Annotated in this window: 23 protein-coding genes; 1 reads left to right on the top strand and 22 read right to left on the bottom strand. The window is 30.2% G+C overall.

The window, feature by feature from the left end; translation table 11 throughout:
- Positions 1 to 52: 52 nt before the first annotated feature.
- The 4 genes from selB to C1715_RS08755 form a co-directional block, all read right to left on the bottom strand.
- The gene (selB, locus tag C1715_RS08770; RefSeq protein ID WP_102400129.1) at positions 53 to 1,966 is read right to left on the bottom strand and encodes a selenocysteine-specific translation elongation factor; all 1,914 of its coding nucleotides are present in this window, start codon (positions 1,964 to 1,966) and stop codon (positions 53 to 55) included.
- Between the two features lie 96 nt (positions 1,967 to 2,062).
- Positions 2,063 to 3,445: an L-seryl-tRNA(Sec) selenium transferase gene (gene selA, locus C1715_RS08765; RefSeq protein ID WP_102400128.1), complete on the bottom strand. Its 1,383-nt coding sequence runs from the start codon at positions 3,443 to 3,445 to the stop codon at positions 2,063 to 2,065.
- A 39-nt stretch (positions 3,446 to 3,484) separates the two neighbouring features.
- The gene (gene selD / locus C1715_RS08760) at positions 3,485 to 4,519 is read right to left on the bottom strand and encodes a selenide, water dikinase SelD (RefSeq protein WP_102400127.1); all 1,035 of its coding nucleotides are present in this window, start codon (positions 4,517 to 4,519) and stop codon (positions 3,485 to 3,487) included.
- 45 nt (positions 4,520 to 4,564) lie between these two features.
- Positions 4,565 to 5,212: a ComEA family DNA-binding protein gene (locus C1715_RS08755; RefSeq protein ID WP_102400126.1), complete on the bottom strand. Its 648-nt coding sequence runs from the start codon at positions 5,210 to 5,212 to the stop codon at positions 4,565 to 4,567.
- A 665-nt stretch (positions 5,213 to 5,877) separates the two neighbouring features.
- Here C1715_RS08755 and C1715_RS08750 point away from each other — a divergent pair.
- Positions 5,878 to 7,143: a D-alanyl-D-alanine carboxypeptidase family protein gene (locus tag C1715_RS08750; RefSeq protein ID WP_102400125.1), complete on the top strand. Its 1,266-nt coding sequence runs from the start codon at positions 5,878 to 5,880 to the stop codon at positions 7,141 to 7,143.
- Between the two features lie 551 nt (positions 7,144 to 7,694).
- Here the strand turns inward: C1715_RS08750 and C1715_RS08745 are convergent.
- The 18 genes from C1715_RS08745 to minD form a co-directional block, all read right to left on the bottom strand.
- On the bottom strand, positions 7,695 to 8,597 hold the full coding sequence (locus C1715_RS08745) for an RluA family pseudouridine synthase (protein ID WP_102400124.1): 903 nt from the start codon (positions 8,595 to 8,597) through the stop codon (positions 7,695 to 7,697).
- A 226-nt stretch (positions 8,598 to 8,823) separates the two neighbouring features.
- A complete protein-coding gene (locus tag C1715_RS08740; RefSeq protein ID WP_102400123.1) occupies positions 8,824 to 10,095 on the bottom strand; it encodes an LCP family protein in 1,272 nt (423 codons plus the stop codon).
- Positions 10,096 to 10,683, bottom strand: a complete 588-nt coding sequence (gene yqeK, locus C1715_RS08735) for a bis(5'-nucleosyl)-tetraphosphatase (symmetrical) YqeK (RefSeq protein ID WP_102400122.1) — start codon at positions 10,681 to 10,683, stop codon at positions 10,096 to 10,098.
- An 11-nt stretch (positions 10,684 to 10,694) separates the two neighbouring features.
- A complete protein-coding gene (nadD, locus tag C1715_RS08730; protein ID WP_102400121.1) occupies positions 10,695 to 11,297 on the bottom strand; it encodes a nicotinate-nucleotide adenylyltransferase in 603 nt (200 codons plus the stop codon).
- Positions 11,298 to 11,330: 33 nt separating this feature from the next.
- Positions 11,331 to 11,621, bottom strand: coding sequence for a ribosome assembly RNA-binding protein YhbY (yhbY, locus tag C1715_RS08725; RefSeq protein WP_035288220.1), 291 nt, complete (start codon positions 11,619 to 11,621; stop codon positions 11,331 to 11,333).
- A gap of 18 nt (positions 11,622 to 11,639) precedes the next feature.
- On the bottom strand, positions 11,640 to 12,917 hold the full coding sequence (gene obgE / locus C1715_RS08720) for a GTPase ObgE (RefSeq protein WP_102400120.1): 1,278 nt from the start codon (positions 12,915 to 12,917) through the stop codon (positions 11,640 to 11,642).
- A gap of 579 nt (positions 12,918 to 13,496) precedes the next feature.
- The gene (rpmA, locus tag C1715_RS08715; RefSeq protein ID WP_102400119.1) at positions 13,497 to 13,799 is read right to left on the bottom strand and encodes a 50S ribosomal protein L27; all 303 of its coding nucleotides are present in this window, start codon (positions 13,797 to 13,799) and stop codon (positions 13,497 to 13,499) included.
- A 3-nt stretch (positions 13,800 to 13,802) separates the two neighbouring features.
- Positions 13,803 to 14,129 (bottom strand): ribosomal-processing cysteine protease Prp, encoded by a 327-nt coding sequence (locus C1715_RS08710; RefSeq protein WP_102400118.1) that lies wholly within the window; start codon positions 14,127 to 14,129, stop codon positions 13,803 to 13,805.
- Between the two features lie 2 nt (positions 14,130 to 14,131).
- On the bottom strand, positions 14,132 to 14,443 hold the full coding sequence (gene rplU / locus C1715_RS08705) for a 50S ribosomal protein L21 (RefSeq protein ID WP_102400117.1): 312 nt from the start codon (positions 14,441 to 14,443) through the stop codon (positions 14,132 to 14,134).
- Positions 14,444 to 14,565: 122 nt separating this feature from the next.
- On the bottom strand, positions 14,566 to 16,017 hold the full coding sequence (locus C1715_RS08700; protein ID WP_102400116.1) for an Rne/Rng family ribonuclease: 1,452 nt from the start codon (positions 16,015 to 16,017) through the stop codon (positions 14,566 to 14,568).
- A 167-nt stretch (positions 16,018 to 16,184) separates the two neighbouring features.
- Positions 16,185 to 16,892, bottom strand: coding sequence for a TIGR03936 family radical SAM-associated protein (locus C1715_RS08695; RefSeq protein ID WP_242972001.1), 708 nt, complete (start codon positions 16,890 to 16,892; stop codon positions 16,185 to 16,187).
- Complete coding sequence (locus tag C1715_RS08690; RefSeq protein ID WP_102400114.1) at positions 16,876 to 18,738, bottom strand: TIGR03960 family B12-binding radical SAM protein; 1,863 nt, start codon at positions 18,736 to 18,738, stop codon at positions 16,876 to 16,878. Before C1715_RS08690 ends, C1715_RS08695 begins: the two co-directional genes overlap by 17 nt.
- A gap of 92 nt (positions 18,739 to 18,830) precedes the next feature.
- A complete protein-coding gene (locus C1715_RS08685; RefSeq protein WP_341457744.1) occupies positions 18,831 to 19,607 on the bottom strand; it encodes a M50 family metallopeptidase in 777 nt (258 codons plus the stop codon).
- 101 nt (positions 19,608 to 19,708) lie between these two features.
- Entirely contained in the window at positions 19,709 to 20,485 is a 777-nt protein-coding gene (locus C1715_RS08680) for a M23 family metallopeptidase (RefSeq protein WP_102400112.1), read from the bottom strand.
- 309 nt (positions 20,486 to 20,794) lie between these two features.
- Positions 20,795 to 21,175, bottom strand: coding sequence for a methylglyoxal synthase (mgsA, locus tag C1715_RS08675; protein WP_102400111.1), 381 nt, complete (start codon positions 21,173 to 21,175; stop codon positions 20,795 to 20,797).
- Between the two features lie 12 nt (positions 21,176 to 21,187).
- Positions 21,188 to 22,297, bottom strand: a complete 1,110-nt coding sequence (rodA, locus tag C1715_RS08670; protein ID WP_102400110.1) for a rod shape-determining protein RodA — start codon at positions 22,295 to 22,297, stop codon at positions 21,188 to 21,190.
- A 126-nt stretch (positions 22,298 to 22,423) separates the two neighbouring features.
- Positions 22,424 to 22,693 carry a cell division topological specificity factor MinE gene (gene minE, locus C1715_RS08665; RefSeq protein WP_102400109.1) on the bottom strand — a complete coding sequence of 90 codons (270 nt, stop codon included), beginning with the start codon at positions 22,691 to 22,693 and terminating at the stop codon, positions 22,424 to 22,426.
- A gap of 12 nt (positions 22,694 to 22,705) precedes the next feature.
- A complete protein-coding gene (minD, locus tag C1715_RS08660) occupies positions 22,706 to 23,503 on the bottom strand; it encodes a septum site-determining protein MinD (protein ID WP_102400108.1) in 798 nt (265 codons plus the stop codon).
- Positions 23,504 to 23,511: the final 8 nt, after the last annotated feature.

Here is a 23,511-nt window from a genome sequence, read left to right as displayed (position 1 = left end):
TTACAGAATTAAAATCAGATTTTTCTTCAATGTACTATGTGGCATATGCTTACTATACCTTATATAGGACTCTTTTATTCTCTACTCTTCTAGTAAGCTTTTCACCATCAAAACGTTCAAGAAGAGCCACCACATATTTTCTACTAGTGTCTAAAATTTCTCTAGCTTCTCCTGGAGTTATACTTCCCTTTTCTTTCATGTAAACTATTATTTTATTTTTAGCTTCTTCATAATTACTTTTAGAAAAAATACAATCCTCATCAGCTTTAACTAAATCTCCACTTAGTATAAGTGCTTCAAACACAGTTTTAAACTCCTCTTTTTCTTTTTCTTTTTCCAGTAGTTCTTTAAACTTAGGTGGAGTATATTTTCCCTTTTGGTATTCCTTTAATATTTTATTCTTTAATTTTTCTTGTAATTCATTAAATTTTATTTGGAAACCATGAGCACATATAAACTTACCATTTACATCTATAATTTCATTTTTTACTACCATTTCTAGTAGCTCATCATATATTTTTTGTTTTAACCCCTTACCAAAAATCTTTTCTTTTATCTCCTCTTTTGACAATCCCGGTCTTAAAGGATATTTTGAATGGTATTCTTCTAAAATTTCTTCAAGCCTATCTATACTTCTCTGTAGAAATTCTTTATGCACATATAAGGGGTCACCTAGTGCAATTAATTTTACCACCTTATTTTGTTCAACTAAGGCATCTATTTCTTCCTGTAAACTTTTTTCATTTTTCCCTAATGCCTTTACAACCGCTTTAAAATTTGGGAAATTAGAACTTAACTTTTTAATAGTTGTCTCTAATATTCCTCCTACCTCACCACTTTCTTTTAACTTTAACTCCGATATATATTTTTCATCAAATCTCTTAGCTTTTATAGCTACTGGTTCTATTATGCTTCCTCCACCTATGGTATGCATAGGAGAATAGCTTCTTATTACAAATCTATCATTTCTTTGAGCACATAGTGGTTTTTCTAATCTAAGCTGTACATAAGCTTCTTCTCCTGGATTAACTTCTTCCTTATCTAAAATTACAACTCTACATAAAATTTCTTCCGTTCCATGATATAATCTAACCCTTTGTCTATTTTCCAGTGGTCTATCTGCACTCTTCAAATAATAAAATTTAGTATCTATCATATAAGAAGGTTCCATGACATTTTCCTTTGAAATTACATTTCCCCTCTCTATTTCATTGACTTTTACATTTGCCAGATTTATAGCACATCTTTGTCCTGCATCCGCTTCATCTACAGGCTTTTCGTGTACTTGAAGTCCTCTTATTCTTGTTTTTATCTTAGATGGATATATTTCTACCTCTTCACCGACTTTAACTTTTCCACTTATGATTGTTCCAGTAACTACTGTTCCAAAACCACTTACAGAAAATACTCTATCCACTGGAAGTCTAAAATGTCCCTCTGTATCCTTAGCTTCTACTTCTTCTGTGGCATTATCTATTTCTTCTATAAGATTATTAAAACCATCTTTTGTTTTTGAAGAAACAGGATAAATAGGTGCATTTTCCAAGAAAGTACCTTTAAACTCTTTCTTGATGTCTTCTGTAACAAGCTCTATCCATTCCGCATCTACTAAGTCACTTTTGGTAAGAGCCACTATTCCCTTTTTTACATTTAAAAGTTGGAGTATTTCAAGATGTTCTCTAGTTTGAGGCATAATTCCTTCATCTGCTGCAATTACCAAAACTACTATATCTATACTGCTTATACCCGCTAACATGTTCTTTATAAATCTCTCATGCCCTGGTACATCTATAATTCCTGCTCTTCTTCCAGAAGGTAAATCAAAGAAGGTAAATGCGATATTTATGGATATTCCCCTCTCCTGTTCCTCCTTTAATGTATCCGTTTCTCTTCCTGTCAAAGCTTTTATTAGAGTTGTTTTACCGTGATCTATATGTCCTGCAGTTCCTATTATTAGGTGCTTCATTTCATCACTCCTATTTTAAAACTATATTTGTATCTTCTTATTCAGTCAATTTGCAATGTGAAGCTTAAAATTTATGTTCGAAAGTTGAGTAATATGTTACTTCATATTTAAAAAAGCCTCTACTACGCTATCAAAATCTCTTGGGAATATGGTTCTTAAGTCCATTATAACTTCATTATTGTAAACTCTCACTACTATTGGAATCTTATTCATTCTAAGTTTATGTTCTATTTGTTCTGGAGTAAATACTTCACTAGAAACTTTTATTACATAGGTTTCTATTCTTTCTACAGGCATGGAACCTCCGCCTACCATAGAATAATCACTATCTAATATAAATTTAAATTCTTTAACCTTATTCCTTAATTTTCTTTTTAGACTTTCCGCTTTCTTTTTTACTATTTCTTTAGATGATAAAAGCATATTTAAAGTAGGTATTTTATCTATAGCCTCATTTTCATCTAAATAAAGTCTTAAAGTTGCTTCTAGAGCAGCTAAAGTCATCTTATCTATTCTTAAAGCCCTAGTAAGCTGATTTCTCTTCATTTTGTCTATATATTCTTTTTTACCTACAATTATTCCTGCCTGAGGTCCTCCTAGCATTTTATCTCCACTAAAGGAAACTACATCAATTCCTCTTTTTATGCTTTCTTGGACTGTTGGTTCATAGCTCAAACCATATTTAGTATAATCAATTAAAACTCCACTTCCTATATCCTCATAGGTAGGTACACTATATTTTTCACCTAAATTAACTAGTTCCTCTAAAGATACCTCTTCCGTAAATCCCATTATTTTAAAATTAGAAGTATGTACTTTTAATAAAACTCCTGTATTTTCATTTATATTATTTTCATAATCATAAAGATGAGTTCTATTGGTAGTTCCAACTTCCACTAAAGTTGCTCCACTGAATTTCATAACTTCTGGTACCCTAAAAGAACCTCCTATCTCCACTAACTGCCCGCGAGATACTATAGCTTCTTTTTCATTACATAGGGTATTTAATACAAGCATCACCGCTGATGCATTGTTGTTAACCACCATTGCAGCCTCTGCACCAGTTATTTTAGTTATTAAATCCTCTATATGACTGTATCTTAACCCTCTTTTTCCCTTTTCCACATCATATTCTAAATTATTGTAATTTTGTGATATATTAATAACAGCTTCTACTGCACTATGACTTAATAAAGATCTTCCAAGATTCGTATGTATAACTGTACCTGTAGCATTAATAACTTTTCTTAATCTTGATGATTTTTTCTTATCCATTAATTGTCTAAAGGTTTTCAAAATGTCTTCCTTTGAAAAATTATTAATTTTACCTTTAAGTATTAAATTTCTATAATAATCAATGGTCTCTCTAAGTGCATCTATAACTAAAGTTCTAATGGTGCTTCCCAATTCTTTTTCTACAATTTCTTCTTTTAACAGTTCATCAATCTTTGGTAAATTTCTTAGCAATTCTCTGTTCATATTCCCATACCTTTCTCTAAAATTATAGACATTAGCAAACTAATCTACTAAAATATACTTTCCTGTAAAAGGAATAACTTCTCCTATTATAGAGGATTTAATTTCTAATTTATTTAATTCCTCTAACATTTCATTGGCCTTATGTTTTGAAATGGAAACTAAAAGTCCGCCTGAAGTCTGAGGATCAAAAAGCATATCTTCAAGCCATTCTTCTAAACCTTCTAATTGGTATTTACCATCTAAGTATCCTCTATTATTATAAGCCCCTGCTGGAACCAATCCCATCTGTGCATATTCTTTAGCTTCCTCAATATAAGGTACACTTTCTTTAAATAATCTAATGGTTACATTTTCTGAACCACTAGCCATTTCATAAGCATGTCCCATGATCCCAAAACCTGTTATATCTGTACAAGCACTTATAGGATATTTAACTACTATTTCTCCTGCATACTTATTTAAAGTTGTCATATTTCTGACTGCTTTATCATAGGCTTCCTTAGATGCTAACTCAGCTTTAATAGCGGTATTTATTATACCTACTCCTAGAGGCTTTGTTAATATAAGTACCTCTCCTTCTTTACATCCACAGTTTTTTAATACTTTATCTGGATGCACCACTCCTGTAACTGACAATCCATACTTAGGCTCTTCATCCTCTACAGAATGTCCCCCTACTACTACAGCTCCTGCCTCTAGTACCTTATCAGCACCACCTTTTAATATTTCTCCTAAAATATCAATAGGTAAACAATTAGGAAAACAAACTATGTTAAGTGCCACTTTAGGCTGACCTCCCATAGCATAAACGTCACTTAAAGAATTTGTTGCAGCTATTTGTCCAAAAGTATACGGATCATCTACCACTGGTGTAAAAAAATCCAATGTTTGTATTATAGCAGTATCATCACTTAATTTATATACAGCCGCATCATCAGAAGTTTCTATGCCTACTATTAAATTATTATCACTCATTTTAGGTAACTTATCTAAAATTTTTGAAAGGGTCTCCGGCCCTATTTTAGCAGCTCATCCAGAGGTTTTAGCTAATTGTGTTAGTCTTTTGTTGTTCATAATGAACACCTCCTATTATATACAGTAATTTTATAATATTAAATCTTATATGTCCACCTTATCCCTCAATTTATTAAAGGTTTTTTCCCCTATTCGATCTATTTTCATTAAATCTTCAATTGAAGAAAACCCTCCATTTTTTTCTCTAAAATCTATTATCTTTTTAGCAGTAACATCACCAACACCTGGAAGAGTTTTTAATTCTTCTTCAGATGCAGTATTTAAATTCACTTTTTCATTTTCATCTTGCAAACTTTGGTTATTTTGTACACTTACATCATTATTTACTCTACTATTATTTCCATTAGAATTCATAAACTGTTTTTCCTCTTCTCCTAAACTGTATACGTAAATTAAATCCTCATCTTTTAATTTCTTAGACATATGTATTCTATTTAAATCAGCATTTTTATTAAAGCCTCCTGCCATTTTAATAAGTTCATTGATTCTACTTTCTTTATTTAAAGTATACACTCCAGGCTTTTTCACAGCACCTTTTATGTCTACTACTATATTTGAACTAGATGATTCTGTTTTAAAGCTGCTTTTCTTAACGGTATTACTTTCTACAAACATATCCTCTGAATTAACTTTCTTTTGTTGTGGCTTTGATATATTATACCCTACAATTAAAAATATTATTGATATAGCTAATATTACTAAAGAACCTATATACTTTTCCCTATTTCTCAAATTATTCTCCCCTTTTACAATGTTTATTATAAATAAAAAAATTATGATATGATTATTCAACAAGAGTATTACATTACTTGAATTATGAAATTTTTCTAGAATAACTTGCATAAGAAACAAAGAAACTATTTATATGATTATCCCACAAAAATCATTACATTACATGAATTATGAAATTTCTTTGGAATGACTTTCATAAGAAGCGAAGGAACTGTTTAAATTTAATTTTAGAAATTCTTCTTTTAGACAGATAAAATTATCGTAAGCCTGGCAAGGACGCCAAGCTAGCGAACCTGAGGCAGGACGCTGAATGTGAGCGTTAGATAATTTTATATGGCTAAAAGATTAGAATTTCTTAAATTAAATTTATTGTTCCTAGCTCTTATGAAAGGCATGGAGGAGAAATTTCATAATTCCATCGTACTGTACCTTTTTGTGGGTTAATCATTTATATTAAATTTATTATTTCCAACTCTTATGCAAATCATGGAGAATAAATCTCATAATCATACCATATTACACATTTTTGCTATTTAATTATGTTATATTTTTGAGAATTTATAAGTGTTTATTTTAAATTATTACCATTATTTTATATTTTAGTATCGATTAATATCACTTTTTTTGATATACTAAAAAATATAAAACATTTTAAGGAGGCAAAAATGAAAAAGTTTATAATTTCACTAGTTTCGTTTTGTATAATATTTTGCAATTATGCTCAAGCTGCTACTCCAAAACCACCCTCCGTCTCTGCAGATGGAGCTATTATTTTAGATGCAAATTCAGGTAGAATACTATACTCAAAAAATATAGATACCCCTTATGCACCCGCATCCACTACAAAAATAATGACTGCCCTATTAACCTTAGAAAACTGCAAATTAAACGATGAGGTTATTGTAGGAAAAAAACCTCCTTTAGCTGATGGAAGTAAAATATACATATTTGAAGGAGAAAAACTCACTGTAGAGCAGTTACTATATGGACTTCTACTGGCCTCTGCCAATGATTGTGCTGAAGCATTAGCTGAACATATAGGTGGCTCAATAGATGGTTTTGCTGATATGATGAATAAAAGAGCTAAGGAACTAGGCTGCAAAAACACTAATTTTGTAAATCCCAGCGGTCTCTACAATGATAAACATAGAACATCTGCTAGAGACTTAGCCTTAATAATGAAAGAGCTTGTAAAACAACCTGAATACTCAAAGATTGCAAAAACCAGCTCCTACAAAATACCGCCTACTAATTTATCTAAAGAAGAACGTCCTTTATGGAATGAAAATAGACTAGTACAACCTTATTCAAAATTTTATTATAATACTTGTGAAGGCGGTAAAACTGGCTATACTATACAATCCCTTCACTCATACGTAGCTAGCGCTTCAAAAAACAACCACAGATTAATAGTTGCTTTAACTCACGATAATAATAAAACATATTTTAATGATTCTGTTGCCCTTTTCAATTACGCATATGATAATTTTGGTTTAGTTGAACCTTATTTAAAAGGACAAACTCTTCAAAATTATGTAGTAGATAAAGATTCCAGTGTTCCTTTAACTTTAGGTGAAAATTTTTACTACACTATAGAAAAATCTTCAGTTTCAAAAGCAGCCTTTAAAATAGAGCCTAAACTTAATAAAACTATAGGGAAAACTCCATTAAAAAAAGGAGAAACTGTAGGAAAAGGATTAGTAAAATTAAATGGTAAAACTGTAGGTGAAATAAACCTATTAAGTGGTAAAGATTTTAAACCTAAGAAAACTGCATCTTCTATTTTATCAAGTACTGCTAGCAAAGGAAAAATAGTTTTAAAATATTTATTTTATATAATTATTATACTTTTAGTAGCTTATATCATATTTAGAACAATTATAAAAAGAAAAAAAAGACGTAAATATAACTATCCACAAAGAAAATTTTAAAATTAAAACATTATAAAATACATATTTATTATAAGTGAGATAATTAGAAAGACCATATACTTGAATACATTTAATAATATTTAAATATTATTTGATATTTAAAAGAAAAAACTCCTTTGGGAGTTTTTTAAGTTAAATTGCAAAAATTCCATAAGAATTTCTACATTAATTTTAAATTTTACATTTAAATGATTAACCCACAATAAGGTACAATGTAATGGAATTATGAAATTTCTCCTCCATAACTTGCATAAGAGCTCGGAACAATAAATTTAATTTAAGAAATTCTAATCTTTTAGCCATATAAAATTATCTAACGCTCACATTCAGCGTCCTGCCTCAGGTTCGCTAGCCTGGCGTCCTTGCCAGGCTTACGATAATTTTATCTGTCTAAAAGAAGAATTTCTAAAATTAAATTTAAACAGTTCTTTTGCTTCTTATGCAAGTCATTCCAGAGAAATTTCATAATTCAGGGAATTTAATGCTTTTTGTGGGATAATCATTTAAATTATATATTCAAGCATATGATCTTTTATTTATAACCAATATATCTAATCCATATCTTTTATTTTAAAAATTAAATTCTTCATATCTTCTGGTAGTTCACATTCTAATTCTACTATACGTCCATCTCTAGGATGTGGAAAAGATAGTTTAAATGCATGCAATGCCTGCCTTTCTATATATTCTTTCTCTTCTTTCCCATACAGTATATCTCCATATAAAGGATGACCTAAACTACTTAAATGTACTCTTATTTGATGTGTCCTTCCTGTTTCTAAATTTAATCTAACTAAATCACCACCAGCGTAACTTTCTAGTACACTATAGTGAGTTATACTTTCCTGTCCCCTAACGTCTATTACTCTTTTTATGCTATCATCTTCTGTTCTATATATGGGTTTATTAATAGTTCCAGATTCTTGTTTTAAGTTTCCATGAACCACTGCCATATAGCCCTTTTGAAAAGATTCACTTTTCATATCCCTTGCTAGTGCCATATGAGAAAATTGATTCTTAGCAATCAATATAAGACCGGATGTATCCATATCAAGTCTACTTACCAATCTTACTATACAATTTTCACCCTTCTCCCTAAAATAGTACAAAAGCCCATTGGATAAAGTACCTGTAGGATAGCTTCTAGTGGGATGAACCACCATACCTGGAGCCTTATTTAAAACTATAACATCCAAATCTTCATATACAATGTTCAAATCCATTTTTTCTGGAATAATATTTTGGTTTTCTTCCTTATTTATTTTTATTTCAATATTATCCCCTATTGCTACTTTATTATTCAATCTAGCATTTTTCCCATTTACCTTTATTCTTCCATCTTTTATTGCATATCTTATAAATCTACTTGATAATTTCACCGTAAATTTTAGGTATTCTTTTAATTTAACTTCTTCTTCTCCTGTTTTAACTGTATATTTTATTATATTATCCATGTTGCTCCTCTCTTCCCTTAAAAGCAAAGGCTATGCATTTAAACACAGCCTTTTAAGGCACATTCAAATAAATAACAAGTCAGTATGCTAGTCTATTTTACGTCATACTGCGTCAGCAGAACCCAACGATAGTTCTACTAGCAGCGGAACCTGCTTCCTTGTCTGACACAAAATATACCAGCATCTTTAACTTGTTATTTATTTTCATGTACCTAATATAATAATTTTATTTAATGTAATCGTGGTCTTCACCTAATATAACCGTTATATCATAATTTCCTTTAGAACTTGACCCTTGTTCTACTTTATTTATTTTAAAATCGCTTTTAACATTTCTTACCACATTATCTTCAAAAGATTTATTAAAAATTATTTTACTATCAACAGCTCTTTCAGCATTACCTGTTTCTATATTAGAATATCCTCTTTTTTTCAAATATTCAGCATAGTTTGATGCCAATCCATTTTTTTTAGTTGTATTAAGTACCTTAACTTTTAAAGCACTTCTATCTATGGACATAGGTTTACTTCCTCTAAGCTCACTTAGCAAATCTGCACTCTTTTCCTCATCATATATAAAATAAGAAGTTTTACCTATATACTTTCCTTCTCCTGCAATAGTTGACATCTTAATGTTTGAAGAATCCACTTTAGTTACAGACATACCATAGGATATTATTTCTGTAGGTGACATATTAGTAGTTATATATTTAGAAGCTATATCCAATATGTCTTTAAGTTTAAAAACAATACTTGGGCTTTTTACTTTTTCTATTACTTTTTCTATAAACAAGTGTTGATTTTTTATTCTACCTATATCACCCTCAGCTAATCCTGTTCCATTGTTGTTTTTTCTCCACCTAAAGAATTCCTCAGCCTTTTTACCATCTAGATGAGCAACAGTTCCCTTTTGAAAATGTATGCTTAAATTTTGACTAGGGTCATCGTAATTCATATTATACTTTATAGGCATATCTATGCCACCTATAGCATCTATTACTTTTCTAAAACCTTCATAATCTAATTTTACATAATAATTTATATCAATACCCAATAAATCCTGTACAGAATCAATAGCACCTTTCATTCCGTCTAATACATGGGCATCATTAATTTTTCGTGTTTTTCCATTTATTTGTACCTTAGTGTCCCTTGGCACAGATACTATGTGAGCTTTTTTCTCTTTAGGTTCATAATGTATAACCATCATTGTATCTGTTCTTTTAGGCACATTTGCTCCTTTAAGCTTAGGGTCTCCAATATCCACCCCAACTACGAGTATATTTACTGGGTCATCTTTTTCTACCTTTGGTGTTTCTACTTTATCCTTTAGATTTTTATTATCCATATTTTTACCCATTTTATATAGAGAATAATAAGAATATGCTCCAAATGCAACTACCCCTAATAAAGCTATAAATAAAAGTCCTACAAAGAATTTTTTTATTCCACTTTTCTTTTTTTTCTTTACAACCTTCTTTTTACTTCTCTTGTCCATTTATTCTTCCACCTTCAACTTTCTATTTATAATAGTGTAATTTCTTGCCAAAATGGTATCTTCATGTAAAAGTTCACCCTTAGAAACTACATAATTAATAGTATTATCAAAAGCCATTATAAGTGCTTTATCTAACTCTTCAAAAGCTGCTTCTCTCAATTTATCTACTCCACTGAAAATTCTAGAAGGTTCCACATAATCACTTATATATATAATTTTTTCTAAAGTGGTCATATTTTTCTTTCCAGTAGTATGAAATTTTATAGAATTCAATATTTCCCTATCTCTTATATTCATAACTTTTTCAGCTATTATAGCTCCTGCTAGGCCATGTAAAAGCTGCGGTTGTTTTTTACACACTTCATCTATTACATATCCTTCTTGTCTAACTATTCCTATTAATTTATCATCACTTAAATTCTTTGCACTATCATGTGCCAATCCTGCTATTCTAGCTTTTTGTACTAAGGTTTTATCGTATTTTATAGCCAACTTTTCTGCCATATCTCGTACACCTAAACTGTGATTAAATCTAGATTCTTTCAAATTGCTTTTTAAGTAGTTTAATATAGTTTCCTCATCCCACATACGGTATCCTCCTAAATATATAAACCCTTATGTTTTATGTACTCATCTACTCCTTTTGGAAGTAAATAATAAACTTCTTGTCCATTTTTTATCATGTGCTTTATTCTAGTGGATGAAATATCTAATAAAGGTATATTTAAAAATTCGATATTTTCTTCATACTTATTTTGGATAAACTGTTTCCATTTTAATATATCACATATATTATAGCCTGGTCTATTAAAAACAATAAATTTACAATTTGATAAAATGTTTTTAACATTTTTCCAAGTTTCAATTTCCATTAAACAATCTACACCTGTTATAAAGTACCATTCGGTATCTTTCTCAGAATTTTTAAAATGTGCTATAGTTTCATAGGTGTAACTAAGACCTTTTTTTTCTATTTCATAATGACTTAATCCAAACTTTTCTTCCCCTTTGATGGCTTTCCATATCATTTGGTATCTTAATTCCCCGTCAGTTATGATCCTTTCCCTCTTATGAGGTGGATTACCACTAGGAACAAAAATTATCTTATCTAGATTAAGCTTATATAGTGCCTGATATGCTATATACAAGTGACCTATATGTATAGGATCAAAGGTTCCTCCAAAAATAGCTTTCTTAATCATCATGCATTCTTCTTTCAATAAATAATTAAACTATTATGGTAATTCTATCTTAGGTTTCTTTTCAGACTTTCTATATAAAACAAACTTATTTCCTATGCATTGAACTCCTTCACACTGAATCTCCTTGCATATTATATCAGAAGCTTCTCTTGCAGTAAATTCACTATTATTTAATACACTTATCTTTATAAGCTCTCTAGCCTCTAGCGCATCCTCTATTTGCTTCAAAAATGCCTCATTTATTCCACCTTTGCCTACTTGAAATATTGGAACAATTGTATTGGCCAAACTTCTTAAGTAACTTCTTTGCTTACTTGTTATCATAATAATTATATCCTCCCATTAAAATAAATATTCAAATTCAAAATCATTTAATCTAACTATCTCTCCATCTTCTATTCCCATTTCCCTAAGCTCATCAAATACCCCTTTGTTTTTTAGGACCTTATGGAAATATTTTAATGAATCTGGATCATTTACATTTACAGCACTTAGTAATCTATCTACAAAGGTTCCCTCTACTACATAAGCGCCATCATCATCTATTCTTATAGTATAAGTAAATTTCTTCTCTTCTGGTACATATAGTTCTTCTTCTGGTATTTGTAATTCTGAAACTGGTATTGTACTAAGCATTCTAGCACATTCCTTCATAAGCTCAGCTACTCCCTCTTGTGTTGCTGCTGATATCTTAAATATATTTTTGTATCCCATATCTTCTAACTTCTTCTTGAAATTTTCAAATGCTTCATCTTCATAAAGCATATCACTTTTATTTGCCGCAACAATTTGAGGTCTATCCCATAGTTTAACACTATATTTTTTCAATTCCTCGTTTATTTTTATAAAATCTTCAATTGGATCTCTACCTTCCACACCAGAAATATCTACTACGTGTATAAGAAGTCTAGTTCTTTCTACATGTCTTAAAAATTTCAAACCTAATCCTACACCTTCTGCTGCTCCTTCGATTATTCCAGGAATATCAGCCATTACGAAAGCCGGCGCCTCTGGTACAGATACCACTCCTAAATTAGGTTTTAAAGTTGTAAAATGATAATTAGCTATCTTAGGTCTAGCTTTTGAAACAGTAGAAAGCAATGTGGATTTACCAACATTAGGGAATCCAATTAGGCCTACATCTGCTAAAAGTTTTAATTCAAGAAGAATGAATCTTTCTTCTCCTGGCATACCTGGTTCTGCAAAAGAAGGTGCCTGTCTTGTAGAAGTTGCATATTTAGCATTACCTTTTCCACCTTTTCCACCTTTAGCTATTACAAATTTGTCCCCCTCATGAGATAAGTCTGACATTATTTTATTTGTTTCAAAGTCTTTTATTATTGTACCTGTAGGAACTTTTATATACAAGTCTTTCCCATCTTTTCCGTAGCATTTACTCCTCGATCCATTTTCCCCAGGTTCAGCTACATATTTTCTTCTATATGTAAAATCAAGCAAAGTGGTTAATTGCGAATCTGCTACTAAAACAACATCTCCACCTTTTCCACCATCTCCCCCATCTGGTCCTCCTAGGGCAACATACTTTTCTCTCCTGAAAGAAATGGCTCCATCTCCACCTTTTCCAGATTTAACAAAAATCTTAGCTGTATCTATAAACATACTATTCACCTTACCTTAATCAATATTTAATTGCAACACTACTTCTATGTAAACAAATTTTAAATTGTTATTTTCTATTTCATTAAATATATTATTTACTAAATTAAACTTTTTATAATAATTAACTTAAAAACAAATTTTCTTATACTATTTATCCCTATATGGAATATTATATCTTTTATGTAATTCCATAATTACTTATTCATATGATTATCCCACAAAAGCATTACATTACTTGAATTATGAAATTTCTCTGTAATGACTTTCATAAGAAGCAAAGGAACTATTTAAATTTAATTTTAGAAATTCTTCTTTTAGACAGATAAAATTATCGTAAGCCTGGCAAGGACGCCAGGCTAGTGAACCTGATGCAGGACGCTGAATGTGAGCTTTAGATAATTTTATATGGCTAAAAGATTAGAATTTCTTAAATTATATTTATTGTTCCAAGCTGTTATGCAAGTCATGGAGGAGAAATTTCATAATTCCACCACATTGTACCTTTTTGTAGGTTAATCATTTCATAATTACCTATAACATATATAAATTTTAAAAAAGCACCCCTCAAGGGTGCCTTTACTATTCAGCTATTTCAACTTCTACTTCTACTGGGTAGACACTTGCTTTTTTCTTGTCTCTTCCCAATCTTTCATATTTAACAACACCATCTATCTTAGCAAAAAGAGTATCATCTCCACCTCTTCCTACGTTAAGACCTGGGTGAATCTTTGTTCCTCTTTGTCTTACTAATATATTTCCAGCTAGAACAAATTGTCCGTCTGCACATTTAGTTCCAAGTCTTTTAGATTCACTATCTCTACCGTTCTTAGAACTACCAACTCCTTTTTTATGAGCTAGCAATTGTAAGTTAACTAATAACATGGGTTACACCTCCTCTTCGTGCACTTTTATATAACCACCGTAATTGCTTTGGATATTTTTTAACCCTAAAAGCAATGTTTCCATCAAAATCTGACATCTATCTATTTCCTCTGGAGAATTATCTTCTATGTTTATATTTATATACCCATCTTCTGCAGAACAATCTGCCTGTATATTAAGTACTGTAAGAATTCCATCTCCTATAGAACATGAAACCGCAGTAGCTGCACTACAAACTATGTCACTGCCCTCTTCAGAGTAATCTGAATGTCCTTCTAAGCTGATGCAAACTAGTTTCTCTTTTTTTCTTTTAGCTTTTACACTAATCATAATTATGCTTCTATTGCTTCAATTTGTAATCTAGTGTATGGTTGTCTGTGGCCTTGTTTTTTTCTGAAATGCTTTTTACGTTTGTATTTCATTACCATAACCTTTTTAGCTTTTCCTTGTTCAAGTACTTTAGCTACAACTTTAGCACCTTCTACTACAGGCTTTCCTACTACTAAATTACCATCCTTGCTTACTACAAGAACGTCAGTTAATTCAACTGTTGAATCAACTTCTGCATTTAATTTTTCAACGAATATAACGTCTCCTTGAGAAACTTTATATTGCTTTCCTCCTGTTGCTACAACTGCGTACATTAAAATACACCTCCTCTATCCAGTCTCGCCATCAAAGGCACGTCTTTATGCGTTTAAAACCTTGTCTGAGCGGTCTACAAATGACATTTTATCACAACAAATCTTATTTGTAAAGGAAAAATTTATCCTAAATTGTCTCCATAAACTTTGCAACTTTCTAATTTTTTTATTTGACTCATGAACAAAATAGGTTCAACTTTAAATAGCTCACTATTGTTAGTATATTTTAAATAAACACTTTTATCCAAAGCATCTATTTCTTTTATAAAGGATAAAATATCTTCTGAAATACTCCTTTTATACTTCTCATCAACTTCAATGTATACAGCATTTCCATGACACTGGTCTTCAATTTTATATATAATATTTCTAATAAGAAATTCTATATAAGATAATTTCAATCTCTTTCCTTCACCATCACATTCCTGACAATTTTCTTCTAAATAGCTATATATATCCTTACCCACTCTTTTTCTTGTTATTTGTAAAAGACCAAGAGGCGTAAATTGATAAATTTTAGTTTTATTCTTATCACCACTAAAACCCTTTTGGACTATATCCATAACAGCTTCTTTATCTTCCTCTAAAGACATATCTATAAAATCAATAACTATCATACCTGCTAAATTTCTTAGTCTTATCTGTTTAACAATTTCTTTTGCTGCCTCTAAATTTGTATTTAAAAAAGTTTTTCTTAAAGATTCATGTTTTGTATTTTTTGCAGTATTTACATCCACCACATACATAGCCTCAGTCTTATCTATTACTATATTTCCGCCTGATGGAAGGGTAATCTTTTTACTTCGTAAGTGAATTAATTTTTTTTCTATTTCGTAATAGCTAAATAAATTTTCTTCATTGTTGTAAAAATTTACATCCGTATTTAATTCCTCTCTAGTGTTTATATATTCTAGTATTTTATTATAATACTCCTGACTATTTGTAATTATTTCTGTAAAGCTTTCATCTATGTACTCTCTTAAAATTCTATTGATAATACTTCTATTGCTATACAACAATTTAGGTTTTAGGGCATATGTACCAACTTTTATTACCTGAACATATGTATTATATAAATATTCTATTTCCTTATTCATCTCTTTTACAGTAGCTTCTAATGCTTTACTTCTTATTATTATTCCTAGACTTTTATGCTTTTTTATGCCCTTTATTATATTTTTCTTAAACTCTCTATCCTCTATATTTTTAGAAAAATTAACTCTATTATTAAAAGTAGCCAAAACACAATATCTGCCCTGAATACTTATGTCTGCAGTAACTTTAGGGCCTTTCTCTCCAAAGGCTTCCTTCACAATTTCTACAATTATGTGATCCCCATTCTTTAAGTCTTTTGCATGCGAATCTCCTAATTGCATGTAACAGTTTTTTTCTATTCCTATATCAACAAATGCACTATTGTTAGCATTTATAATATTTTTTACAATGCCCTTATATATTTCACCTACATGAGGACCGCTTTCCTCTTCATGTATCAATATTTCCTCCAGTTCTTCTTCTTTTTTTATTGCTACTCTCGTACATGACCCCTGCTTTTCTATGTACATTTTCTTCATATTTTCACCACCCTATTGTCAATCCCGATTCAATAATACCCAAGCATTACTTATATTAAACTTACATTTAATCATTTCCACTTTAGATGGCTGTTTACTAAAGTGGAAGTAATACTTGTAATATATTTTTATGTAAAGTTATTAATTTTAATTCTATACATAACCTTTTATAATTTTCTAAAATACTCCTGCAAACTCACCAATTTTCTCCCCATAAAAGTATATAATTCCTTCCTCTCTATCCTTACAAATCTATCTTTACAAGCTCCTTCAGTATGATTTTGTATATACTCTGCAAGAATTTGAGGAGATAAATTGTCCTTACTTCCAGATGAAACTAAAACCTGAAGCTTTAAATATCCCTCATTAAATTCATAATTTATTTTTTTAATCATAGGTCTTATATTTAATTCTTTTTCACCTTTTTTTGTTTTCTTAATTACATTCCATTGTTTCTCATTCAATAATTCTTTTAACTGACTAGAAGCTTCTGCATCTTTTTCATAAGGTATATGTATGCAGTAATCTGAAGCCTCTACTAAAGCCATTGAAGGTGGAATCTTCTTTCCTTCTACTGCTTTAACCTTTATTACATCTAATATTTTAATTCCCAAAGGACAGGACTTCATTAATTTATCTTTTATATATTTTTCATCTAATTCTTCAGTGAGACTGAAATCAAAATATTCAGCTGATGAAAAAACTCCCACTCCTAAAGGTTGTGCTATAGATAAAGTTAAATGAGGATTAAATCCTTTTGAATATTCTGCTGGCAATTCTGCCCTTCTTATTATTCTTTGTACCGTTCTTAAAAAATCTAAATGTGCTATGAATTTTATTTCATCTTCTTTAGTACATTTAACTAAATAACGCACCTTCAAAACACTTCCCTTCTTTAAAACCATCATTAGTATTTATGCCACATAGTTTACAGCCCTGTCTACAATCTGGTGTAACCTGGGCTTTTTTAGCTCTTTCATTTTCTTTAATTAAAAATTCTTTAGAAACTCCCACATCTATAAAATCCCAAGGAAGTATCTCATCATAACTCCTATCTCTATAAGCATAGAAATCTCCATCTACTCCACATTCCTCTAACGCTTCCTTCCATATTTGGAAACTAAAATATTGATTCCATCCGTCAAATTTAGCCCCTTTTTGGAATGCTCTTATAAGTACATCGCACATTCTTCTGTCACCTCTTGCAAATATAGCTTCCATATAGCTTACCGGTGACTCATGCCAATTATATGTAATCTGTCTCCTCTTAATATTTTTTCTAAGGGTCTGTATTTTTTCTTTAACACTTTCCATATTATCTTGAGGAGTCCATTGAAAAGGCGTAAATGGCTTTGGCACAAATATAGAAGTACTTATAGTAACTTTAAGTCCCTTTTTTCTTTCTTCTTTTGGAACTTTATAATACTCATCTGCTACTTTTTCACCAAGCTCAGCTATGCCTTTAACATCCTCAATATTTTCATAAGGAAGTCCTATCATGAAATAAAGTTTAACAGTACTCCAACCAGATTTGAAAATGCTACTTACTGAGTCTATTAAGTTTTCTTCCGTAACACCCTTATTAATTACATCTCTCAGCCTTTGTGTTCCTGCCTCTGGTGCAAAAGTAATACCTGTTTTTCTTACCTTTTGAATTTCTCTTATTAAATCCACTGCAAAGGAATCTATTCTTATAGAAGGCAGTGATACTCCTACCTTTTTATCCTTGTATCTTTCTATTAATGAAAAAATTAAATTTTTAATATCAGAATAGTCACATATACTTAAGGATGTAAGAGATATTTCTTCATATCCTGTTTTTTTAATTAATTCATCTGCTAGTTCTACCAACTTATCAGTTTTCTTTTCCCTTACAGGTCTATATATCATACCTGCTTGACAGAATCTACATCCTCTTGTGCACCCTCTAAAAGTTTCTAACATTATTCTATCATGCACTATTTCTGTATAAGGAACTATTAATTCTGTTGGATAATCTACTTCATTAAAATTATTTATTATTCTTTTACTAATTTTTTCTGGAAACTCATCACTAACTGGTTTAAATTCCTTTATAGTCCCATCTTCATTGTAATCTGTCTTATAAAACTTAGGCACATAAGTTCCTGGTATTTTGGCTGCTTCTCTTAAAAATTCATCTTTAGGCTTGCCTTGCTTTTTCATCTCTTTATATAAATCCAGCACATCATTTAAATGTTCTTCCCCTTCTCCTAAAGAGAATAAATCAGCTATATCATGAAGTGGCTCTGGATTATAAGCACAAGGTCCTCCACACAATACTATAGGATCTTCTTCACTTCTCTCTGAGGCCCTTATAGCTATGCCGCTCATATCCAACATGTTTAGTATATTTGTATAACTCATTTCGTATTGTAGGGTAAAAGCTATAAAATCAAATTCTTTAAGTGGATCCTTTGTTTCCAAGGCATACATAGGAACCCCATTTTCCCTCATTAACTTTTCCATATCTGGCCAAGGTGCAAAAGCTCTTTCACAAAATGTATCTTCTCTTTTATTAAGAACATAGTAAAGTATTTTCATTCCCAAATGCGACATTCCCACCTCATAAACATCTGGAAAACAAAATGCAAATCTTATGTCTACTTTATTTTTATCTTTATTAAAAGAATTAATTTCTCCTCCTATATATCTTGCAGGCTTCTCAACTTTATATAAAATATCATCAGAAATTTTCTTCATTATATTTCCTCCTCATGTTTTTTACATCTAATTATTTTATCACATATAGGTGCCAGGCACCACCCGAAAAAAGTCGAAACTGTTTTTTAATTCTACCTTAACTTTATATATTCTTCAATAGTTATATTCCCATGCACCTTTAACGCATCTATTATTTCTTTTTCATAAATTATATCTATAACATTCATCTCCTCATCTAAAACATAAAAAATATTATATCTATTTGTATCTATTAGATTCATTATAAATAATAGACTTTCTTTACTATAAACCGAAATAGTTCTATTTTCTAAATACTTCCTCTTTAAAAATTTAATCTTCTTCTTAATAACATCTCCCATAATTAAATAAACTATCCTTTCCCTTTCTCTAGTTGAAAAAACAATTATAAATAATCCTATAAGACCAATATTTAAATTGTATAAAAAAGTACTTTTCTTATAAAACAATATAAAATAATATAGAATAAAACATAAGCCTATAACTAAACTAACATTTACTGTTATTATATTTGCCCTTTTATAATGTTTTTTTATACTTAAAAAATTTCTAAGTATTCTGCCTCCATCTAAAGGCAAAGCTGGTATTAGATTAAATAGACCTAACGCAAAATTAGTTATTTCTAAAAATTTAAGCTGTTGTAATTTAAATTTGTTAAAAACTATGTGTAAAATTAAAGCAAGTATTATATTAAATAAAGGACCTGACACAGAAATAATTATATCTTCCAAAGGCGTTGCCTCATCTAAATCCTTTAGTTTAAGCACAGTGCCTATAGGTAATATCTCTATATCAAATCCTGAAAATCCTAAAACTCTAGCTGTAATATAATGTACTAATTCATGAAGGAAAGCCATTATAAAAGCCACTAAAATTCTACCCCGAAACCCTATGACTAACAAGCATAAAAATATAAAAAGAAAATATTTATTAAATTTAAACATTCATTCCCCATTCTCCATTCTAATTGCTAACTCTCACTTTTCCACTGCCCACCAAAAAATTCTTTGGGATTTTTATTTTCACCCATGTACATTATTTCAAAATGCAAATGTGGTCCTGTACTTTTTCCTGTATTACCACTTTTAGCTATGCTGTCACCTTTTTTAATCTTTTGCTCCTTTTTAACTAGTACTTGATTCAAATGAGCATATTTAGTTTCTATTCCTTGACCATGATCTATTACTATGTACTTTCCCATTTCCTTATGCTCACCACATTCTTTAACTTTTCCATCAGCACAAGCTTTTATAGGAGTGTTTTCCTTTAATGCTATATCTACTCCATTATGCATTTGTTTTTTTCCTGTAAATGGATCTACCCTTTCTCCAAACTCAGAAGATATTTTTCCTGTACAAGGCAATACATAATCATTTTTCACTAAATCTTTCACTGGTTCTTTATTATTTATTTTGTTCATAACCTTCTCTATATAGTCTTGAGCTTTGGTTTTAAATTTATTAAAATCAAAGCTTTTAATATTAGTCCAGGCCTTTTTATAATCAAAGTTTTCATTAACAATTTTTTTAGAATAATCATAAACTTTCTGAGTAGTAGGTGTAACAATAATTTTACAGAAGACAACTACGATAAATAATATAAGTACCCCTGCTAAATCTCTTATTATCCTTTTAGTAATGAAATCTCCATTTTTCATTTTTTTATTTTTAGAATCCCTAGAATAAATTCCTCCCTTATTCAATACAGAATTATAATAGTCCCTATACTGCGGATTATAGTTACCCATATTTTTCCTCCTATCTTTTATTACTGTTTATATATATTAATATTATTAAACTTATATGCAGATTTTCATATAGATTTAATATCTCCACATATAAATAAACAAATATTCCATATATTTTATAGCTATTATTAATTCCTAATCACCAATTTCAAAAGCAACCTATAGCCCTAAGTTCACACCCCCAATATATTGTTCATAATATTCTTTATTTTAGATTTTATTGAAATACATCATTAATTTTAAAAAAGAAAAACTGTCTTTAAAGTTATATACTTTAAAAACAGTTTTATAATAGTATTCAATAAAAACTTAATTATTATTGCAGTGGCTTTTTAATGCTTTCACAAATATTTCTGCAGTTCCAACGTTTGTAGCTAAAGGAACATGATGCACATCGCATAATCTTAAAAGTGCAGTAACATCAGGTTCATGAGGTTGAGCTGTAAGCGGATCTCTCAAGAATATAATTAAATCCAGTTCACCTAAAGCAACCTTAGCTCCAATTTGCTGATCCCCACCTAAAGGTCCTGAAAGAAACCTATGTACTTTTAATCCAACTATTTCATTCAAAAGTCTTCCTGTAGTTCCTGTAGCATAAAGTTCATGCTCCATGAAAATACTTTTGTACCTTTTTACAAAATCAATAATATCATCTTTCTTATTATCATGGGCAATAAAAGCTATTTTCATATAAATTCCCCCTTAGAAATTTATTTTTTTCCTTCTCATACAAACATTAAGCACTAAGCCTATAGCCATAAAACTAGACAGTATGGAGCTTCCCCCATAACTCATTAAAGGTAGTGTTATACCTGTTACAGGCATTATACCTATAGTCATACCGATATTTTGAATCAATGAAAACAAAAATGTGGATATAACTCCTACACATATTACAGAACCAAACCAATCCTTAGAAGTCCTAGCTATTTTTATAAATCTGTATATCAAAACACCGTATAGTATAAGTAAAGCTACTGCTCCTACTAATCCCCATTCTTCTCCTACTACTGCAAACACAAAATCCGTGTGAGCTTCTGGAATAAAACTCAAAGCTGTCTGAGTTCCCTTTCTAAATCCTTTTCCAAGTATACCACCAGAGCCTATACCAATTAAGGATTGTGTCAGTTGAAGATTAGCGCCCAATGCTTCTTTTTCAGGATTTAAAAAAGAAGTCAATCTTTTCTGTTGATAAGGATGAATAAGCCCTGAATTCCACACTATTGCTATAAATACTATTAAACTAGCTATGCCACCAAATATAACCTTAAGGTCTAAACCTGATATGAAAAATATTCCAAGAACTATAAAGAAGCATACCATAGTCATTCCCATATCTGGCTGGATAACTATAAGTACCATAGGAATTAATGCATAAAATACTAATGTAAAGAAATTCTTAGGCTCATTAATTTTACCCTCCATATCATCTATCTTTTTTGCTAACATAAGTATTAGTCCCAATTTAGCAAATTCCGAGGGCTGTATGGCTCTACTACCTATACCTATCCAGGATTTAGCTCCTCCACTAATTTTACCTAGAACGAAGTCGTTCAAAATAAGCAAAAATACCCCTGCCCAGTAAATTAAAGTGGAATAATTTCTAATTACATTATAATCCATAATTAATATTATATACACTACAATTAAACCTAATAAAAGCCATATGAGCTGCAGTTTAAATAATTTAATGCCACCAGTAGCACTAAAAATATTTATAGCTCCAAACACCACTATAATTATAGAAATTATTAATATGGAAAAATCAATTTCTCGTAAAAGTCTTTTGTTTATCTTGAGTTTATCTAACATATAATAGACCTCCAAAAAGTTCATCACTACATTCATTACTACAAATGATATTATAGCAATATAATCAAAAAAAAGCTACGTGTAACTAGTATAAATTTACACATAACTTTCATTTTTAATAATTATTTAATATCCATTTTTCATTTTTTTAATAGGAATACTTGCAATTAATGCAGGTTTACATCCATCGCCTTCATCTGTTTTAGCTAATTTTACATTTAAACCTTCTTTATCAATTTCTGCATAATTAGATATAACATTAAGTAATGCTTCTTTAATGTCTTCTAAAAACTCTTGTGAAAAGTCAGTTCTATCATGTATTAAAATTAATTTTAATCTTTCTTTAGCCATATCCTTGGATGTCTGCTTATTAGAAAATAACTTAAAAAAATCCATCCTAATACCCCCTTATTTTCTACCAAAAAGCTTCATAAGTGATGCTAAAAAACCTGACTTTTCAACATTTAAAGTTTCAAAAGGTATTTCCTCTCCCATTATTCTTTTTGCTATATTTTTAAATGCCCTTCCAGCTGTAGCCTTCTCATCTAAAACTATGGGTTCACCTCTATTGGTAGATATAGTTATATTTCTATCATCAGGTACCACGCCTATTAATTTTATTGCGAGACTGTCAAGTATATCATCTATATCTAACATATCTCCATTTTTGGTCATTTCATAATTTATTCTATTTATAATAAGCTGATGATCTTCAACACCCTTTGCATCTAACTTTCCGATAACCCTATCCGCATCTCTTACAGATGTAACTTCTGGATTAACTACTACTATAGCTCTATCTGCTCCAACTATGGCATTTTCGAATCCTTGTTCAATACCTGCTGGACAGTCTATTATTACATAATCAAATTCCTCTTTTAATTTAGTCACTAAATTTAACACATCTTTAGCCTTTATATCACTTTTATCCCTTGTCTGAGCTGTAGGTAATAGAAATAAACCTTCAAATCGCTTATCTCTTATTAAAGCTTGTTTAAGTCTACAACGTTCTTCTATTATATCAACTATGGTAAAAACTATTCTATTTTCAAGTCCCATAAGCACATCCAGATTTCTAAGACCAGTGTCTCCATCCACTAAAACAACTTTTTTGCCCATGGCAGCTAATGCAGTGCCTATATTTGCAGTAGTTGTTGTCTTTCCTACTCCACCTTTACCTGATGTTATTACTATCGCTTCTCCCATATACTTTA

This window comes from Haloimpatiens massiliensis, from assembly GCF_900184255.1.
Lineage (GTDB): Bacteria > Bacillota > Clostridia > Clostridiales > Clostridiaceae > Haloimpatiens > Haloimpatiens massiliensis.
This window is presented reverse-complemented; position numbering and strand designations above follow the sequence as displayed.

Bases quoted from the DNA above. Each gene is read 5' to 3' on its own strand.
- selB (WP_102400129.1), bottom strand. From the start codon at position 1,966: ATGAAGCACCTAATAATAGGAACTGCAGGACATATAGATCACGGTAAA.
- selA (WP_102400128.1), bottom strand. From the start codon at position 3,445: ATGAACAGAGAATTGCTAAGAAATTTACCAAAGATTGATGAACTGTTA.
- C1715_RS08750 (WP_102400125.1), top strand. From the start codon at position 5,878: ATGAAAAAGTTTATAATTTCACTAGTTTCGTTTTGTATAATATTTTGC.
- C1715_RS08745 (WP_102400124.1), bottom strand. From the start codon at position 8,597: ATGGATAATATAATAAAATATACAGTTAAAACAGGAGAAGAAGAAGTT.
- C1715_RS08740 (WP_102400123.1), bottom strand. From the start codon at position 10,095: ATGGACAAGAGAAGTAAAAAGAAGGTTGTAAAGAAAAAAAAGAAAAGT.
- yqeK (WP_102400122.1), bottom strand. From the start codon at position 10,683: ATGTGGGATGAGGAAACTATATTAAACTACTTAAAAAGCAATTTGAAA.
- nadD (WP_102400121.1), bottom strand. From the start codon at position 11,297: ATGATTAAGAAAGCTATTTTTGGAGGAACCTTTGATCCTATACATATA.
- yhbY (WP_035288220.1), bottom strand. From the start codon at position 11,621: ATGATAACAAGTAAGCAAAGAAGTTACTTAAGAAGTTTGGCCAATACA.
- obgE (WP_102400120.1), bottom strand. From the start codon at position 12,917: ATGTTTATAGATACAGCTAAGATTTTTGTTAAATCTGGAAAAGGTGGA.
- rpmA (WP_102400119.1), bottom strand. From the start codon at position 13,799: ATGTTATTAGTTAACTTACAATTGCTAGCTCATAAAAAAGGAGTTGGT.
- C1715_RS08710 (WP_102400118.1), bottom strand. From the start codon at position 14,129: ATGATTAGTGTAAAAGCTAAAAGAAAAAAAGAGAAACTAGTTTGCATC.
- rplU (WP_102400117.1), bottom strand. From the start codon at position 14,443: ATGTACGCAGTTGTAGCAACAGGAGGAAAGCAATATAAAGTTTCTCAA.
- C1715_RS08700 (WP_102400116.1), bottom strand. From the start codon at position 16,017: ATGAAGAAAATGTACATAGAAAAGCAGGGGTCATGTACGAGAGTAGCA.
- C1715_RS08690 (WP_102400114.1), bottom strand. From the start codon at position 18,738: ATGAAGAAAATTTCTGATGATATTTTATATAAAGTTGAGAAGCCTGCA.
- C1715_RS08680 (WP_102400112.1), bottom strand. From the start codon at position 20,485: ATGGGTAACTATAATCCGCAGTATAGGGACTATTATAATTCTGTATTG.
- mgsA (WP_102400111.1), bottom strand. From the start codon at position 21,175: ATGAAAATAGCTTTTATTGCCCATGATAATAAGAAAGATGATATTATT.
- rodA (WP_102400110.1), bottom strand. From the start codon at position 22,297: ATGTTAGATAAACTCAAGATAAACAAAAGACTTTTACGAGAAATTGAT.
- minE (WP_102400109.1), bottom strand. From the start codon at position 22,693: ATGGATTTTTTTAAGTTATTTTCTAATAAGCAGACATCCAAGGATATG.
- minD (WP_102400108.1), bottom strand. From the start codon at position 23,503: ATGGGAGAAGCGATAGTAATAACATCAGGTAAAGGTGGAGTAGGAAAG.